This window comes from Candidatus Methanoperedens sp. (assembly GCA_027460535.1).
Lineage (GTDB): Archaea > Halobacteriota > Methanosarcinia > Methanosarcinales > Methanoperedenaceae > Methanoperedens.
The window spans coordinates 128,170-144,430 of record JAPZAR010000007.1; the positions used below are offsets into that span (position 1 = coordinate 128,170).

The 16,261-nt window shown below is 47.7% G+C and carries 14 protein-coding genes and 1 pseudogene; 10 read left to right on the forward strand and 5 right to left on the reverse strand.

Going from position 1 to position 16,261, the window contains the following annotated elements; genetic code table 11:
- The first annotated feature begins 87 nt into the window (after positions 1-87).
- Positions 88-1,110 (forward strand): flippase-like domain-containing protein, encoded by a 1,023-nt coding sequence (locus O8C65_02270; GenBank protein MCZ7355734.1) that lies wholly within the window; start codon positions 88-90, stop codon positions 1,108-1,110.
- Here O8C65_02270 and O8C65_02275 read toward each other — a convergent pair.
- Positions 1,093-1,992 carry an ATP-grasp domain-containing protein gene (locus tag O8C65_02275; GenBank protein MCZ7355735.1) on the reverse strand — a complete coding sequence of 300 codons (900 nt, stop codon included), beginning with the start codon at positions 1,990-1,992 and terminating at the stop codon, positions 1,093-1,095. The genes O8C65_02270 and O8C65_02275 overlap by 18 nt on opposite strands.
- A 54-nt stretch (positions 1,993-2,046) precedes the next feature.
- On the opposite strand from O8C65_02275, the gene O8C65_02280 reads away from it, so the two are divergent.
- Positions 2,047-2,319, forward strand: coding sequence for a hypothetical protein (locus O8C65_02280; GenBank protein ID MCZ7355736.1), 273 nt, complete (start codon positions 2,047-2,049; stop codon positions 2,317-2,319).
- 52 nt (positions 2,320-2,371) lie between these two features.
- The gene (locus O8C65_02285) at positions 2,372-2,509 is read left to right on the forward strand and encodes a hypothetical protein (GenBank protein ID MCZ7355737.1); all 138 of its coding nucleotides are present in this window, start codon (positions 2,372-2,374) and stop codon (positions 2,507-2,509) included.
- A gap of 64 nt (positions 2,510-2,573) precedes the next feature.
- Here the strand turns inward: O8C65_02285 and O8C65_02290 are convergent.
- Positions 2,574-2,981: pseudogene (locus tag O8C65_02290) on the reverse strand (type II toxin-antitoxin system VapC family toxin).
- 15 nt (positions 2,982-2,996) lie between these two features.
- Entirely contained in the window at positions 2,997-3,200 is a 204-nt protein-coding gene (locus tag O8C65_02295) for a hypothetical protein (protein ID MCZ7355738.1), read from the reverse strand.
- Positions 3,201-3,409: 209 nt separating this feature from the next.
- Here O8C65_02295 and clpB point away from each other — a divergent pair, with 209 nt between their 5' ends.
- Positions 3,410-6,001: an ATP-dependent chaperone ClpB gene (gene clpB, locus O8C65_02300; protein MCZ7355739.1), complete on the forward strand. Its 2,592-nt coding sequence runs from the start codon at positions 3,410-3,412 to the stop codon at positions 5,999-6,001.
- 58 nt (positions 6,002-6,059) lie between these two features.
- On the opposite strand, the gene O8C65_02305 is transcribed toward clpB, so the two are convergent.
- A complete protein-coding gene (locus O8C65_02305; protein ID MCZ7355740.1) occupies positions 6,060-6,515 on the reverse strand; it encodes an Hsp20/alpha crystallin family protein in 456 nt (151 codons plus the stop codon).
- A gap of 96 nt (positions 6,516-6,611) precedes the next feature.
- Between O8C65_02305 and surE the strand changes: the two genes are divergently transcribed.
- From surE to O8C65_02335, 6 genes are all read left to right on the forward strand, one after another.
- Positions 6,612-7,397, forward strand: a complete 786-nt coding sequence (gene surE, locus O8C65_02310; GenBank protein ID MCZ7355741.1) for a 5'/3'-nucleotidase SurE — start codon at positions 6,612-6,614, stop codon at positions 7,395-7,397.
- A 51-nt stretch (positions 7,398-7,448) separates the two neighbouring features.
- Entirely contained in the window at positions 7,449-7,907 is a 459-nt protein-coding gene (locus O8C65_02315; GenBank protein MCZ7355742.1) for a hypothetical protein, read from the forward strand.
- Positions 7,908-8,075: 168 nt separating this feature from the next.
- Positions 8,076-9,413: a heterodisulfide reductase-related iron-sulfur binding cluster gene (locus O8C65_02320; protein ID MCZ7355743.1), complete on the forward strand. Its 1,338-nt coding sequence runs from the start codon at positions 8,076-8,078 to the stop codon at positions 9,411-9,413.
- Complete coding sequence (locus O8C65_02325; protein ID MCZ7355744.1) at positions 9,403-10,524, forward strand: glutamine amidotransferase family protein; 1,122 nt, start codon at positions 9,403-9,405, stop codon at positions 10,522-10,524. Before O8C65_02320 ends, O8C65_02325 begins: the two co-directional genes overlap by 11 nt.
- Entirely contained in the window at positions 10,524-12,032 is a 1,509-nt protein-coding gene (locus O8C65_02330) for a glutamate synthase-related protein (GenBank protein MCZ7355745.1), read from the forward strand. Before O8C65_02325 ends, O8C65_02330 begins: the two co-directional genes overlap by 1 nt.
- Positions 12,033-12,186: 154 nt before the next feature.
- Positions 12,187-12,915: a hypothetical protein gene (locus tag O8C65_02335; GenBank protein MCZ7355746.1), complete on the forward strand. Its 729-nt coding sequence runs from the start codon at positions 12,187-12,189 to the stop codon at positions 12,913-12,915.
- Between the two features lie 105 nt (positions 12,916-13,020).
- Here the strand turns inward: O8C65_02335 and O8C65_02340 are convergent, their stop codons facing one another.
- Positions 13,021-16,176 (reverse strand): type I restriction endonuclease subunit R, encoded by a 3,156-nt coding sequence (locus O8C65_02340; protein MCZ7355747.1) that lies wholly within the window; start codon positions 16,174-16,176, stop codon positions 13,021-13,023.
- Positions 16,177-16,261 lie beyond the last annotated feature (85 nt).

The window sequence follows — 16,261 nt, forward strand, 5'->3', positions numbered from 1 at the left end:
TTCGATATAACTTTTAGATATTTAAATCATTTGACTGCGTCATACCAGCAATCTTATTAATTGTGAAGTCAAGTATCGGACGGTTTTATGGAACGGTTCAAATCGAGGAACATCCTGTTCGTTGCATTGATCGGCGCAATAGTTTTTGCTGTGTTCGCAAATGAGATAGGTTTTCAAAGGCTTTTGTCTCTGATAAGCAATGTCAACAAACCGCTTGTTCTTCTTGTGGTTGTTTTTAATCTGCTGAATCTTATAATGTTCACGATGACATGGCGATTTCTTACCACTGCAAACATCAGTTTTTACAGATTATTCAAGTTCTATATGGCAGGCACGTTCATCAATAATATCACCCCTTCCTTCGGGACGGGAGGTGAACCTGTAAAGGCTATGCTTCTTGGAAAAGAGACGGGTACAAGCAAAGCCGAATGTTTTGCGAGTGTTGTTTCACAGAGGATGATCAACATGTTCCCTTTTCTGACGATCGGAATCGTGGGTATCGGACTTCTGTTTTCCAAACCAGAACTTAAACTCGGGACCTGGGAGATCGCAGGGCTTGTATTTTCTCTCGGTGCCGGATTTGGATTGCTCGCTCTTCTAATTTATTTCTATACCAGGAAAGATAAACTTTCATCATTTGTTCATTCAACGATCCGGTTTTTTGCTCCTTTCATCGGACTGGTGAAAAAAGGTTTTGACCACAGAGCATACACCGATGCAGTGGAGGAATCGATCAATTCTTTCCACGGCGGACTACAGAACATAGGTCACAATAAAACCGGTGTCAGAAAAGCCATAGTGTTCTCTTATCTTGGCTGGGTCTTCGATATTCTGGCGATATACGCTGTATTTCTTTCCATCCCGGACGCAAATATCCATGCCAGTGTGCTTATAATCACATATACGATTTCCATGATCAGCGGCTGGCTTCCTTTATTCCTTCCGGGAGGTCTTGGCATTGTGGACGGGACCATGGCCGGCCTTTTTATTTTCGGAGGCGTGCCTGTGGAGATCGCCATACTCGCTACGATGCTTTACAGGCTGGCGTCATACTGGTTTAACACGATCCTCGGAGCTTTTTATCTTGGGATTTCAATAAAGAACGGCTAGATCATCTTTTTTGAAGGAAAAACTTCCTTTCACCTTTACAGATGCGGGAAGTTCGCCAAACCTTGCTCTCAGGATCAGGTCTGCAATTTGGGCATCCAGCACCTTTGCTATACCCAGGATGGAAGTCGTGGGTCTGGGATTTACATCCACCACATATGGTCTGTCGGCAAGCACTATATCAACGCCTGCATACCCACGGCATCCCAGGGTTTTTACAGTCTTTTTTGCAACCTCAATGATCTCCCCGTTCCGGCTGCAATAATAGGGTACTATCCCGCCTTTATATGATATTTTGTGGTTGATCTCGATCAACTGTTTGTTGACAGTCAGGGGAAGCAGCGTTTTTCCGCAAATCAGGCTCACGCTCAGGTGTTCTCCCTCAATAAAGCCGGTAGCTATGTCACCTTCTTTCAAAGTACCTTCGCGGCTCCTATGGATTCCCTCGGAAGCGCAGCCGAACCTTGGCTTGATCACGTAATCCCCGCTATAGTCACCGAAGCCCAGCGTTTCAGGTACGGGTATATTTTCAGACAGGAGCGCATTGGTGCATTCAAGCTTATCTGCGCAGAGGCGTACAGAGTCTGAAGGGCAGCCCAGGTTCACCGAGTTCTCCTCCACGATCTCCGTAAGGTGGCCGAGGAGTTCATCGGGAGCGATTACCAGGGCAGCATCGCAATCTCTGGATATTGTCTCGATCGCCTCCTCAAATCTTTCTGCCTGGATGGCTTTCCCTACATCAAGTCGCACACCCGCTGTCGGATAGATCACTTCATGCCCGCAGGAGGCAAAGCTCCCGGCAAGCACTCCGAGCATGGCACGCCCTTCGAGCATGAATTCAGGAACTCCTGCTCCAATAGCGTACTCGGCGACCATTATTTTCATGGGTTTATGCTTTCCTGCAATATTATTTATAGGTTTGTAACATAATTATTAACTATGTTCGACGTGGATACGTTCAAAAAGGCATATCCGGAATTTTTCAGCTCCCCCGTAACTGGCGAGGATATAGTGAAATGGTTCCTTGTTTTCATCCTTCCATTCTTGTTAGCATATCTTTACATAAGATATTTCGAGAGCAGGGGAAGTTCATTTCTCAGGGACAGGGTGGTTCCATTTATCAGGTTCAGGCTGAGGCTGGATAAAGCCATTGAATTTATTAAGCGCATCCTTAGAATACAGATATTCAGGGGCACGAGAACGAGATTTTAGGTTAAAGCTTCCCGGGATGCAGCTCCTGGCATAAAAAGATGATGAGGGAGACATGCTTTTCATAGAAGAAAATGAAGGGATACTGGTGCAGCCAAGGAAAAAAAGGACGTTGAAAGATATAATCGGGCTGGCAAAAGCACAAGGAGATGGTGTCGAGTCCAAAAAGCAGGTCCAGAAGGGACTTAAATGATATTCGCGGACTCTTCGTATTTTATCGAGCGGCACTCCAGAGACAATTTCCAAAACATGCAGCCTCAAAGATTCTTAAGTTCTTCCTGCGGCGTTGCTACCTCGATACATTCCTTTGCCCTATCGGTCTGCTGTTTGTCGAGGCTGATTAATTTTGCACTGAATATAAAAGCAACAGCTACATAGATTGCATCGCATCCTCTAAGCCTGTACTCTGCCGCAAGTCTTGAAGATTCGTCGGCAAGCTCCCGATCTATGGGAACAAATACAATGTTCGGGATTTGTTTTAGCTCTTTTACAAACTCCAGCGCCTTTTCTGGGTCATCTGTACCCCTTGCTATTGCAGAAGATATCTCAGGCAAGACAATTTCCGGAACTATGACTGTAATTCCCCGCTTTCTGATGTTTTGCATGAGCCTCGCGCTGTACTCATGAAATTGTTCGCTTTCTATCTCAGAGTTTATAAAGACACTGGCATCTAGTACATATTATCTTCTTGCTTCAGATATTAGCTGCCAACTCGGTTTTTTGCTTTTCCATTCTCTGGTTATTTCCCTGCCAACAGCATGCAGCCTGTCCCATGCTTTTGGGTTTTTTTTCTCCATTTTTGCACCAAGCATCCTGCGCATAGCGTTCAGCTCTGTTTCCAGGGTATCTATGCGGCTTTTGAGAGTCTGTATAGAATCTTCCATTTCTTGCACCTGAATTATAATATTGTAAATGATTTAGACAATATAAAATAGTTACTCCATTACATTACGCATGATTCTAATCTGCTGGCAGGCGCGCCGGGCATTGCTCAGGCAAGGGGGCGAGGTGGAGAGGATGCGGGCAGGATATAAATTAGGATAGAAAAGCAACCTTTTAATCCCAAACCGCCAATTATCCATAAGAGATTCACATGCCCATTCGATTCGACAGATTCACCATCAAAGCCCAGGAAGCATTCCAGGACGCACAGAATATAGCCCTTGAAAGAGGCCAGCAGCAGCTTGATGTTGAGCACCTTTTACTTGCGCTCATCAACCAGAAAGAGGGCTTGACACTGCAACTTCTGCAAAAACTCGGTGCTAATGTTGCAGGGATAACCTCCCAGCTTGAAGACGAAATCGATAAGCTCCCGCGTGTGGAAGGCGCAGGCGCCGGTCAGATATACATGTCAACAAGATTGAATAATGTCGCAGAAGCCGCTTTTAATGAAATGAAGAACCTTCGCGATGAATACCTGAGCACTGAACATCTCCTGCTTGCAATTGCTAATGAGAAAAATGGTATTTCGGCGCGCATACTGAAAGAGAACGGAGTATCAAAGGACGCTCTCATGAAAGCCCTGAAGGAAGTAAGAGGTTCATCCCGGGTTACTGACCAGAACCCTGAAGAGAAATACGAGGCGCTCAAAAAATATGGTCGCGACCTCACAGACATGGCTGCGCGCGGCAAGCTTGACCCTGTGATAGGGCGTGACAACGAGATACGCAGGGTGCTCCAGGTGCTCTCGAGAAGGACAAAGAACAACCCTGTGCTCATCGGGGAACCGGGGGTCGGGAAAACCGCAATAGCCGAAGGCTTGGCGCTCCGGATATTTGCTGGAGATGTTCCTGAGAATATCAAGGACAAAAGAGTGGTTGCCCTCGATTTGGGCGCGCTTGTGGCCGGCACCAAGTTCAGGGGTGAGTTCGAGGAGCGCCTGAAGGCCGTGATAAAAGAGGTTCAAGATTCGGAAGGCAAGGTCATTCTTTTCATAGATGAGCTACACACCGTAGTGGGCGCTGGAGCGGCGGAAGGTGCTATCGACGCCTCCAACTTACTCAAGCCCGCCCTTGCCAGAGGGGAACTGCGCTGCATTGGTGCAACCACGCTGAATGAATACCGAAAATACATCGAAAAGGATGCTGCGCTTGAGAGGCGGTTCCAGCCAATACTTGTGGGAGAACCCACTGTCGATGAAACGATATCCATCCTGCGTGGGCTCAAGGAAAAATACGAAGTGCATCACGGCGTGCGGATACAGGATGCCGCGCTCATCGCAGCCGCAATCCTGTCCCAACGCTACATTACAGACAGGTTCCTGCCCGATAAGGCCATCGATCTTATCGATGAGGCTGCATCGAAGCTCCGGATAGAGATAGACAGCATGCCTGCAGAACTCGATGACATCGAGAGGAAGATAAGACAGCTTGAGATAGAGCGCCAGGCGGTGAAGAAGGAAAAAGACGAATATTCAAAGGAACGCCTCGAAAAGATAGATAAAGAGCTCTCAGACCTGAAAGAGAGAAGCAGCCAGATGAAAGCCCACTGGCAGCTTGAGAAAGATTCCATCCAGAAAATAAGGAAGATAAAGGAGGATATCGAGAGAACGCGCATGGATTCTGAAAAAGCGGAACTTGAGGGCAATCTTGAGAAGGCATCCGAGCTTCGCTATGGCGTTCTGATAAACCTGCAAAAACAGCTTGAGGAGGAAAACAGGAAACTCGTAGAGCTCCAGAAAGACCAGAAGATGCTCAAGGAAGAAGTGGATGAAGAGGATATCGCCGAGGTCGTCTCACGATGGACGCACATACCTGTGAGCAGGATGCTCGAGGGTGAGATGCAGAAACTGGTCCACATGGAGGAACGAATAAAGCAGCGGGTGGTGGGGCAGGATGAAGCCGTCATTGCTGTGGCTAACGCTGTCAGGAGAGGCCGCGCAGGCATATCGGACCCCAAGCGGCCAATAGGCTCGTTCATGTTCCTGGGCCCCACGGGCGTGGGCAAGACTGAACTTGGGCGCGCGCTTGCGGAGTTCCTGTTCGATGACGAGGCTGCCATGATCCGGCTGGATATGAGCGAGTACATGGAAAAGCACACTGTTGCAAGGCTCATAGGCGCTCCACCTGGCTATGTGGGTTATGAAGAGGGCGGCCAGCTAACTGAGGCTGTGAGACGGCGTCCGTACGCCGTCATTCTTTTCGATGAGATCGAGAAGGCGCATCCCGATGTGTTCAACCTGTTACTCCAGATACTGGACGACGGCAGGCTTACGGACGGACACGGGCGCACGGTTGATTTCAAGAACACTGTTATCATCATGACATCCAACATCGGTAGCCAGTGGATATTCGAACTCGGGGACAAGGAGGATGAAATGAGGGAGAAAGTGATGGAGATGGTTCACCGGCAGTTCAAACCCGAGTTCCTGAATCGCCTGGATGAGATAATTATTTTCAATTCATTAAAGCTCCCGCAGATCACGAAGATCGTGGATATCCAGTTCAGGATATTAAGCAAGCGTCTTTCTGAAAGGAAGATCACCATTTCTCTTAGCGAAAAAGCCAGGGATTTCATAGCAAAGGCAGGTTACGACCCGCTCTATGGGGCAAGACCTATAAAACGTACCATCCAGCACAGGATCCTTGATCCGCTTGCACTGAAGATACTCAATAAGGAGTTCGCGGAGGGGGATGCCGTGAAAGTGGATGTGAAAAGGGATGAGATCCTGTTTTCGAAAATCTAGGGCTCCATTGTCGAATATTTGAATTGATTTTTCAAAAAGGGAAAGGATTGAGTATTGTTCACTCAATCTTCAGAGGTTTCATCTTCTTTATCTCGGTCTTGGGCATCTTTATTTCAAGAACCCCGTTCTTGTATGAAGCTTTGGAATTATCGGTATCCACAGGCGACGGAAGGGATATTGCACGGTAATAACTTCCGCTGCGCCTTTCCCTGTAAACATACCCCTTTTCCTCCTTTTTCTCTTCATGCTGTGTCTCTGCGGATATCTCAAGCCTGTCCTCGGTAAGGTTGATCTTTATGTCCTGTTTTTCAAGCCCCGGCATTTCGGCCGTTGCAACAATTTCCTTGTCGGTTTCCATGACATCGATGAAGGGCTGCCTGGATTCAGCCGGCACAATCTCGCCTTTTTCACCCGAAGGAAGCATGAGCCGCCTGCTGGGTCTTCCCCAGAAATCCTCAAACATCCGGTTCATCATTTCTTCGAATCTTCTGAAATCATCCCATTGATCTGCCATAACTAACTACCTCCAATTTTAATTTTGTCGTATCTAATATTAAAACCTACCTCACAAAACCACAGATTTATTTTAACCGGAGCGTATCTGGTATCAATGAAAAAGATCCTTTTGACTAACGATGACGGAGTGTATTCCACAGGACTCAAAGCGGCTTACGAAAGTGTGCGCGATCTGGGAGAAGTTACGGTCGTGGCGCCATCCACGCAAAAAAGCGGCGTGGGAAGAGGCATATCAATCTTCGAACCATTACGCGTATCGCTTGCGAACGTAAATGGCTTCAGGGCGTATGCAGTGGCAGGGACTCCAACGGATTCGGTCATCCTGGGATTGTTCTCCATAATGAAACAGCATCCCGACCTTGTGCTTTCCGGCTTCAACGTAGGTGAGAACATAAGCACTGACACGGTTACTACAAGCGGGACGATCGGCGCCGCACTTGAAGCCGCGAGCTACGGCATTCCAGCACTCGCTGCATCCATACAGGTTCTGGATGAAGGAGATAAGTTCGATGACCACCGGGGTTATATTTATGATTTCGATGTGGGAATAAAGATAGTTAACAAGATCGCTGGAAATGTGATGGATAAAGGGCTTCCTGCCGGGGTTGACCTGCTGAATATCAATATACCCAGACACGCCACAATGGATACCGAGATCGAGATAACCAGGCTTGCGAGGAAGATATTCGTTACAGGAGTAGAGGAGCGATTTGATCCAAGGGGCAGGCCATATTATTGGATAAACGGGGAATTGATCCGGGATGCCGAGGAGGGGACAGACGTCAAGGCTGTAATGAAAAAAGGGCATATTTCCATAACTCCGCTGTCGCTTGATTCGACTGCAAGGGTTGATTTTAAAGAGATCGATGCGTTGTTGTAAGTGAGGGAATAATTTTAATATCACTAAAGGTATTATGAACCTGGGAAAACAATGATTTTAAATTTTCAGCTTACTCATGTTGAATCCAAAGTCTTTTCGAGCACTGAGGATATTCGAAAATATAAGAATATCAATATAAATTACGATGTAAATCTCAAAAATCCTTCATTGGCGTCGGAGCATACCCCTTTCGGAGATAAATCCGTACTGAGGATTGAGTATACATTCGCCATCAATTACCTGAGCCCCAATATAGGGCATATAAGATTTGAGGGTTCATCTGATTATTACAGCGAAGAAGACCTCAAGGGTTTAAAAGAAAAATGGGATTCCGGGAATGCACCTGGGGATATCCAGAACGAGATAGCAAATACCATGGTGGCGAACCTTGCTCCCCTTGCATTAATGCTGTCAAAAGCCCTGGGACTTCCACCCTCAATGCCCGTTCCTGTCATCAACTTCCAGCAGGCTCAGAAGAAAAAAGAAGAGCCGACATATTATCACGGATAGCGTCTTTGAGACTGCTTTCATTGGTTCGATAATTTTCTTAAATTGCTGATTCCCATTGTGTAATACACATATCTTTATTTATAAAGTTGACCGGCAGCATCTTGCCTGTTGCTGAGTTAGATTTATATACTATCACAACTATGGTCAGCTTCCCCAACGAGAGAAAAAATGTCTGAATATACTTTGTTCTTAGGCTGCATCATCCCGGCGCGTTTTCCTTTCATGGAAAAATCAACGAGGCTGGTTTTGTCAAAGCTTGGATGCGTTCTCCATGACCTTCCAGGTGCAACATGCTGCCCTACAAAAAGCATCATCAAACCCATAGGCGATCTTGCCTGGTATGTAACGGCGGCGAGGAACCTCGCTCTGGCGGAGAATACAGGGCATAATCTTCTGGTACCCTGCAACGGATGTTACAGTACATTAAAATCGGTCGAGGTTGAACTTCGGATAGATCTGCATCTTCGGGAGCAGGTGAACAATATACTTTCATCAGCCGGTCTTGAATACAGGGGAACCATTGAAGTAAAGCACCTGGTCGAAGTGCTGCATGATGAGATCGGGATACCCAAGATAAAGCAGCAGATTATCAAGCCCTTTGACGGCATGAAAATAGCAGCCCATCCGGGATGCCACATGCTGCGTCCAAGTTCATCAATATTTTTCGATGACCCAAATAAACCCAAAAAATTCGATGCACTGATAGAAGCTCTCGGGGCAAAAAGCATCGACTATGAGACAAAGATGCTCTGCTGCGGCGGCAACCTGAACACCGCGGATGAGCCTGATGAAGCCACGGCCCTGGCACGCATGAAGCTGCTTGAGGTCACTAAAAAGGCCGATGCAATATCGCTCACCTGCCCGTCATGTTTTATGCAATTCGACTCGCGCCAGTATCTCATGCAAAAAAGCGGTGAAAAGCTGAATCTTCCAATCATATATTATCCCGAACTACTGGGTCTCGCCATGGGTTTCACAACAGAAGAGCTTGGAATGGATATGCACAGGATAGATGCAGCGGAATTCCTGTCGAAGTGGGATTCGAAGTACAATTATCTCAAGACTCTGCGAGAGGTTTTTGACCTGCCGGCTCTCAGGAAATGTTACGAGTGCGGAGCATGTGTTAATGACTGCCCCGTTGTTAAGATAAATCCTGAATTCAATCCCAATGAAATAATAGGGAGGCTGCTCTCAGGCGAGCTTGAGGCAGTAATAGAATCCCACAATATATGGCGGTGTGTTGATTGTTATACCTGTTATGAACTCTGCCCGCAGAAAATGGGCATGAACAAGATATTTGATAAGCTGAAACATATTGCCCTTGAAAGAGGAAAAGAACCCAAGGGCTTTGCTGCCAGCATAGAGATGTTCAAGAAAGAAGGGAGATTGGGCGAACCGACATCCGTGCGAAAGAAACTGAAACTTCCCGAGCCCCCAAAGAGCGGGGGAGAGGAATTAAAAAAATTATTGCTAATAATACAACAAGGAGAAGAAAATGAAGCATGATGTGATGAATCCGGAGATAACCAATCCATCTGGACGGGTTCATCAAAGAATACCATCCGGATGTGCGATTTCCGGAATGATGAGTGAGCAGGGCAGACGCATTGACGGCAGGGTGGTAATCAGATCCATCGCCTGCATGCATGACCGCTCAAACGGGCTTGGAGGAGGCTTTGCTGCCTATGGTATTTATCCGAAACGAAAAGACATGTATGCTTTTCACATGATGTATGATAATATTGAAGCAAAAGAGGCCACGGAAGAGTTCTTCAAGGATGTTTTCAATGTGGACAAGGATGAAGCCATACCCACACAAAGGGAGAACGGAGTATCGAATCCTCCCATGCTCTGGAGATATTTCCTTGAAGTCCCTGAAAATAAACTCGAATTTCTCTCCGAGCGGGATTATGTCATGAAAACCGTGATGAAAATTAATTCAGATGTCGAGGGAGCTTTTGTTGCCTCAAGCGGCAAGAACATGGGCGCATTCAAAGGCGTCGGGTACCCAGAAGACATAGGCAGGTTCTATAAATTAGAGGATTACAGCGCATACATCTGGACAGCACACGGAAGATTCCCCACGAACACACCGGGCTGGTGGGGCGGCGCCCATCCATTTACACTTCTTGACTGGTCCGTGGTGCACAACGGCGAGATATCTTCGTATGGAATAAACAAGCGGTACCTTGAAATGTTCGGGTACAAACTTGAACTCCGGACGGATACTGAGGTTATTGCATATTTGTTTGATCTTCTCGTCAGAAGGCATAAGCTCCAGCCATCCTGGGCCGTAATGGCACTTGCCTCTCCTTTCTGGAAGGATATAGACAGAATGGAACCTGAAAAAAAGAAAATAGCCACCCTGATAAGGCAGGTGTATGGAAGTACGCTTCTAAATGGCCCGTTCAGCATTATCATAGGGCACAACAGGGGAATGATAGGTTTGAACGACAGGATAAAGCTCCGTCCCATGACAGCAGCCCGCAAGGATGATATGCTGTACATGGCATCCGAAGAATCGGCAATCAGGGAGATATCGCCGGACCTTGATGAAGTGTGGAGCCCGAAAGCAGGGACTGCCGTAGTGGGTAACCTGAATGAAGAGGTGGAATAATGGAATCACAACTTCCTGCGGAATTCATAGTGAACGTTGACCATGAAAGGTGCAGGCGATGCAAGCGCTGCGTGATCAATTGCAGCTTCGGTGCTATCGAATTCAAGGATAAGGTCACACCTAACCACAGGCAGTGCGTTGCATGCCACAGGTGCGCCACGTTCTGCCCTGAGAGCGCGATCACCATCACAGAGAACCCGCTTGATTACAAGGACGGGTATAACTGGACACCAGAGATCAGGAAGAATATCCTGAAACAGGCCGAAAGCGGCGGCATCATTCTTACAGGCATGGGAAACCCGAAGCCATATCCCATATACTGGGACCACATGCTGATAGATGCATGCCAGGTGACAAATCCCTCCATCGATCCCCTGCGGGAGCCAATGGAGCTTCGGACATACCTGGGCGCAAAACCCGAGGCTATCGAATTTGAGGGAGAGAATGACAATATCAGCCTGAAAACAGAGCTTGCGCCCCAGGTGAAGCTGGATATACCCATAGTGTTCGCTGCAATGTCCTATGGCGCGATAAGCCTGAATGCACACAAAGCCCTGGCAATGGCAGCGAAGCGCATGGGAACCCTGATGAATACGGGCGAAGGCGGTCTGCATGAGGACCTTGCATCCTATACGGACAGGATCATTGTGCAGGTCGCATCGGGAAGGTTCGGAGTGACAAGCAAGTACCTGAACAACAGCGCTGTGGTAGAGATCAAGATAGGGCAGGGCGCAAAGCCGGGTATTGGCGGACACCTGCCAGGTGAAAAAGTAGGCGAGGATATCTCAAAGACGCGCATGATACCCGTGGGCACGGATGCATTATCACCCGCCCCCCATCACGATATATATTCTATCGAAGACCTATCGCAGCTCATATATGCGATAAAAGAAGCAACGGATTACAGGAAACCTGTATCTGTCAAGATAGCGGCGGTGCATAACGTCGCAGCCATCGCAAGCGGGATCGTTCGCGCCGGCGCGGATATAGTGATGATAGATGGGTTCCGCGGAGGAACAGGAGCAGCGCCCATGATAATCAGGGACCATGTTGGGATTCCCATTGAACTCGCACTTGCCGCCGTGGATGACCGGCTCAGGCAGGAAGGGATAAGGAACAGGGCATCCATACTCGTAGGCGGAAGTATCAGGCAGAGCGCCGATGTCGTAAAAGCCATAGCGCTGGGCGCAGACGCCTGCGTTATAGGAACGGCCTCTCTCATAGCCATGGGCTGCCGCGTATGCCAGAAGTGCTACACCGGCAATTGCGCATGGGGAATAGCAACCCAGAAACCTGAGCTTGTGCGCCGCCTGAATCCTGAACTTTCGGCTGACAGGCTTTGCAATCTTCTTACCGCATGGGGTCATGAGATACAGGAAGTGCTGGGCTCACTTGGCATTAATGCCATCGAATCGCTGCGGGGAAGCAGGGAGCGGCTGCGTGGCGTGGGTCTTAACCAGGAGACGCTGGACATACTCGGGATCAAGCATGCCGGGATAGGACAGTGATTTGTATGAAGAATTTTAATGAGAAGGAACCGCAGATAAACGCAGATGAACGCAGATTTGTTCTTGTATCCACCCTTATCCAAGTTCAACCGCGGTTACTTTTTGATGATTTGATTAATGCTGAAACATGTGGCATTGAGGGACGTGACGCTTTATGAGAATCGATGCAAAAGGCATGCATTACAGGCCGTTAAACAAAATTATCCGCGATGCGGTTGCAGCAGGCGAAAAGGAGTTCGAGCTAGATAACGTGGGCGGGCAGAGGTATATCGGGGATGGATTGAACGAAACCGTTAGGATCACCATCAACGGCACACCGGGGAACGACCTGGGTGCTTTCATGAACGGTCCGAAGATCATAGTCAACGCGAACGCCCAGGACGGCATCGCGAACACCATGAATGCCGGCGAGATAATCGTACATGGCAATGTGGGCGATATCATAGGTTACGGCATGCGCGGCGGGAAGCTGTACATCAAAGGAGATGCAGGATACCGCGTCGGGATACACATGAAGGAGTATAAGAAACAGGTGCCGGTAATCGTGACAGGCGGTACAGCAGGTGACTTTTTCGGGGAATATATGGCAGGCGGGATATTGATCCTTCTTGGCCTGAACGGGAAGGATCCGATCGCGGGTGATTATGTGGGAACGGGAATGCACGGCGGAGTGATATATATCCGTGGAAAGGTTGACCCGTATCACCTTGGAAAAGAAGTGAACTGCCTTGAATTGAATGAAGAGGATTTGAAGCTCATTGGTACTTTCCTTAAGGAGTACTGCGAGTATTTCGGGTTCGATTTCAATGAAGTGATGGGCGGGAAGTTCACGAAGCTTGTCCCGTTATCCGTTCGGCCGTATGGGAATTTGTATGTGTATTAAACGTTCTTTATTTTCTTTGAACATCTCTCACATCTCTGGATTGGAACGGCTGCGTCTCATTCAGGGGCAACGAGATAGCAATAAAAAAATGAAAACTCTTTTTATTCACACTGGATGAGCATAAATACTCAGTCCCTGTCCAAAATACGAGTCATAGATGTGCTGATATACCACATCACACTTGTGTTGAAATAACTCTTTTGTATAGCTTACTGGCAGTTCCTCATCCAGAACCACTTCAATAGATTGTCGCACAGCAGCCCGTGATTGCTGGCGCTTTCTCCAATCGAGAACGAGTTTCTCCTGTTTAAGTGTTTCAAGAAGGTCATGAGCCACCTTCTTTACCTCTTGCTCCTCCTTCTTGCTCAGAATCATCTCAGGTTTTACCAGGAGGTCGAAGACTGCTAATTCCTCCTCACTAAGATTCTCCGAAATTCCTCTCTTTTCTTCTGCATTGAGTCCCTGGGCGAATTCAACAAGATTGGCGAAGAATGTTTCCACATTATAGGAGCCTGAATTGTATTCATCTATCAGTTTCTGAAACTTCTCCAGGTAATTCACCCTGCTCTTGTTTAATCGAACCATTTGCATCAGTTTGCGATTAATTGCGCCCCTCAGTTTTTCAGCCTCAATCCGCTTTCGACTTTTCTCAAATTTCTCCTTCAGCGCCTCAAAATCGATCTGGCTCAAATCCACAAGGCGATATTCATCGGACCTTTCCCGGATAACATATCCTTCAGTGGCGATGGACTCGTCCAGCAGATTTTCGACTGATTCCATAACTTCAGAAATGTCAGTTTCAGGAGACAGAGAACGAATTGTTTCTGCAATTTTAGTGAAAAGCAGCTGTTTCGGGCCGAACTCGTTGGCTGCCGGGTCAGGGAGGATAGCCCTGTATATTCTGACCACACTAGCTGCCATCGAAAGGTACTTTGCCTTTGATTCGTCGCTGGTCAATATTGCATCAGTAGCATCATCAATCAACTTGACACGCTCAAAACCATAGGCTGCCTGTATCTTCGAGATGTCAATGCCTCGTTCTGTGCAAAATGCCGTGGTCTCCAAAATCAACTGCTTTAGTTGATCAACGAGCACACTCTTGTCCTTTACCGGAGTTTCGCCTTCTTCTATTCCGCCGCCTGAGCCAGAACCGTAGATTGCCAGTGCTTTCTGCAGGTTCCTGAACACTCCAACATAATCCACTATCAGACCATTTGACTTATCTCTGAAAACCCGGTTTGCCCGTGCTATGGTCTGCATGAGGGTATGGTTGCGCATGGGTTTGTCAAGGTAGATGGTGGAACAGGATGGTACATCAAAACCCGTCATCCACATGGCGCACACGAATACGATGCGGAACGGGTCATCCGGGTCCTTGAACTTCGTATCGAGGTCCTCTTTTACGATTCTCTTGCGATGGACAGCGATATCTAATCCCTTTTTCTTAAAGTCTTCAATTTCATTTTGCGATTGAGACACCACGACCGCCATGTCAGTATCTTCCATAAATTTGATTTTTTCTTCAAGTTCCTTTTTCTCGGATTCTCCACATTTTACAAGCTTAATCTTCAAATCCATCTGATACAATTTCCAGTACTTTTGCACCTTATCGTACATCCGAACAGCAGTTGCTTTGTCAATGGAGAAGACCATTGCCTTCCCAAATTGCCCGCGTCCCATGAAATGAGTGACAATGTCATTGGCTATCTTCTCCAGCCGGTCATCCCTTGTTATCAGGTGGTATTCTCGTGAAAACTCACGCTCAAGTTTATTCTCCTGGTCTGGATCGAGTTCAGCCTCATCGATGAGGCACTGCAGGTCTTCATTCAGTTCCCTGTTGGTCAGTTGAAGCTCTGGGATGCGATTTTCATAATAAAGAGGAACCGTGGCGCCGTCATCTACAGACTGCTTGAAGTTGTAGATGCTGACGTAGTCCCCGAAAACCTCTTTTGTCTTTTCTTCACCGATAATGAGAGGCGTGCCTGTGAAGGCGATGAATGCCGCATTGGGGAGAGCATTGCGCATGTTCAGGGCAAGGGCATCGTACTGGCTGCGGTGCGCCTCATCCGTGATGACAATAATATCTTTGCGAGCTGAAAGCATGGGATAGGTCTCGCCCTTCTTTTTATGGAACTTCTGGATGAGTGTGAATATGTAGCGGTGGTCTTCACGCAGCAGCTGCTTTAAGTGTTCTCCGCTCTCTGCCTGCACCTGCTCTTCAGTCACGGCGCCAGCGCCTGCAAAGTTCTTGTATATCTGGTTGTCCAGATCCTGTCTGTCGGTCACGATAACGAACGTGAAATTACCGGGAATTTTTCGCAATACTTTCTGCGAAAAGAAAACCATGGAGTAACTTTTCCCGCTGCCCTGCGTATGCCAGAAGACCCCTAAGCGACCTCTATTCTTTTCGATCTGCTTCAATGCCTCAGTAGCGTTATTCACACCAAGGTACTGGTGGTTCTTCGCAACCAGCTTCACAATCCCGCCGCTGGCTTCGCTGAATAGCATGAAATTCTCAATAATGTCAAGAAGGCGCGCCGGCTCGCATGTTCCCCTGATCATTGTATCCAGTGAAACAATACCCTCCTCGCCTTCTCTGTTTATCTTTTTCCACTCTGCGAAGTGCTCCCACTCAGCGGTCATACTGCCTATTTTGCTCTGGCTTCCGTTTGAAAGAATGATTAAACCATTGTACCAGAAGATCTGGGGGATTGCGTTCTTGTAGTCGCGCAGGTTATCCCTGTATGCATGTTCCAGACGCTTGTGTGATGCCTTAAGTTCGATAAAGACCAGCGGCAGGCCATTTACGAAACCAACAAGGTCGGCGCGACGCTTGTACATCTCACCCGTTACCCAGAACTGCGATGCAAGGAAGAAATCATTATTCGAAGGTTCATTCCAATCGATTACACGTACGTTCTCAACGGTCTCTTCATTTTCTTTGCCCCGGAAAGAGACTTTCACGCCGCTCTTCATCAAGCGGTAAACCTCCCGGTTGGCATTCGCCGGGCTCATGATGCTGCGATCGCGCGTCAGTTCTTCGATGGCAAGCTCGATGGCTTCTGGTGGCAGGTCGGGATTCAGGTGCACAAGCGCGGCGCGCAGGCGGGGGAGAAGGACGACTTCGCTGGAGGTTTCGCGCCCGAGCGTGCCATTTTCTCCGAATTTTTCGTAGAAGCAGTTTGCGATCTTCCAGCCCAAATCTGAAAAGAGTTCGATGGCGGGCTGTTCAACAAGGGAATCTTCGGAGTAATCACTCATTGCCATTCTCTATGTCAGATTATTATTTAAAGATACGTATATATTAACTTCACTCTTGCTGAACAATAAGTTTTAACTTATCATA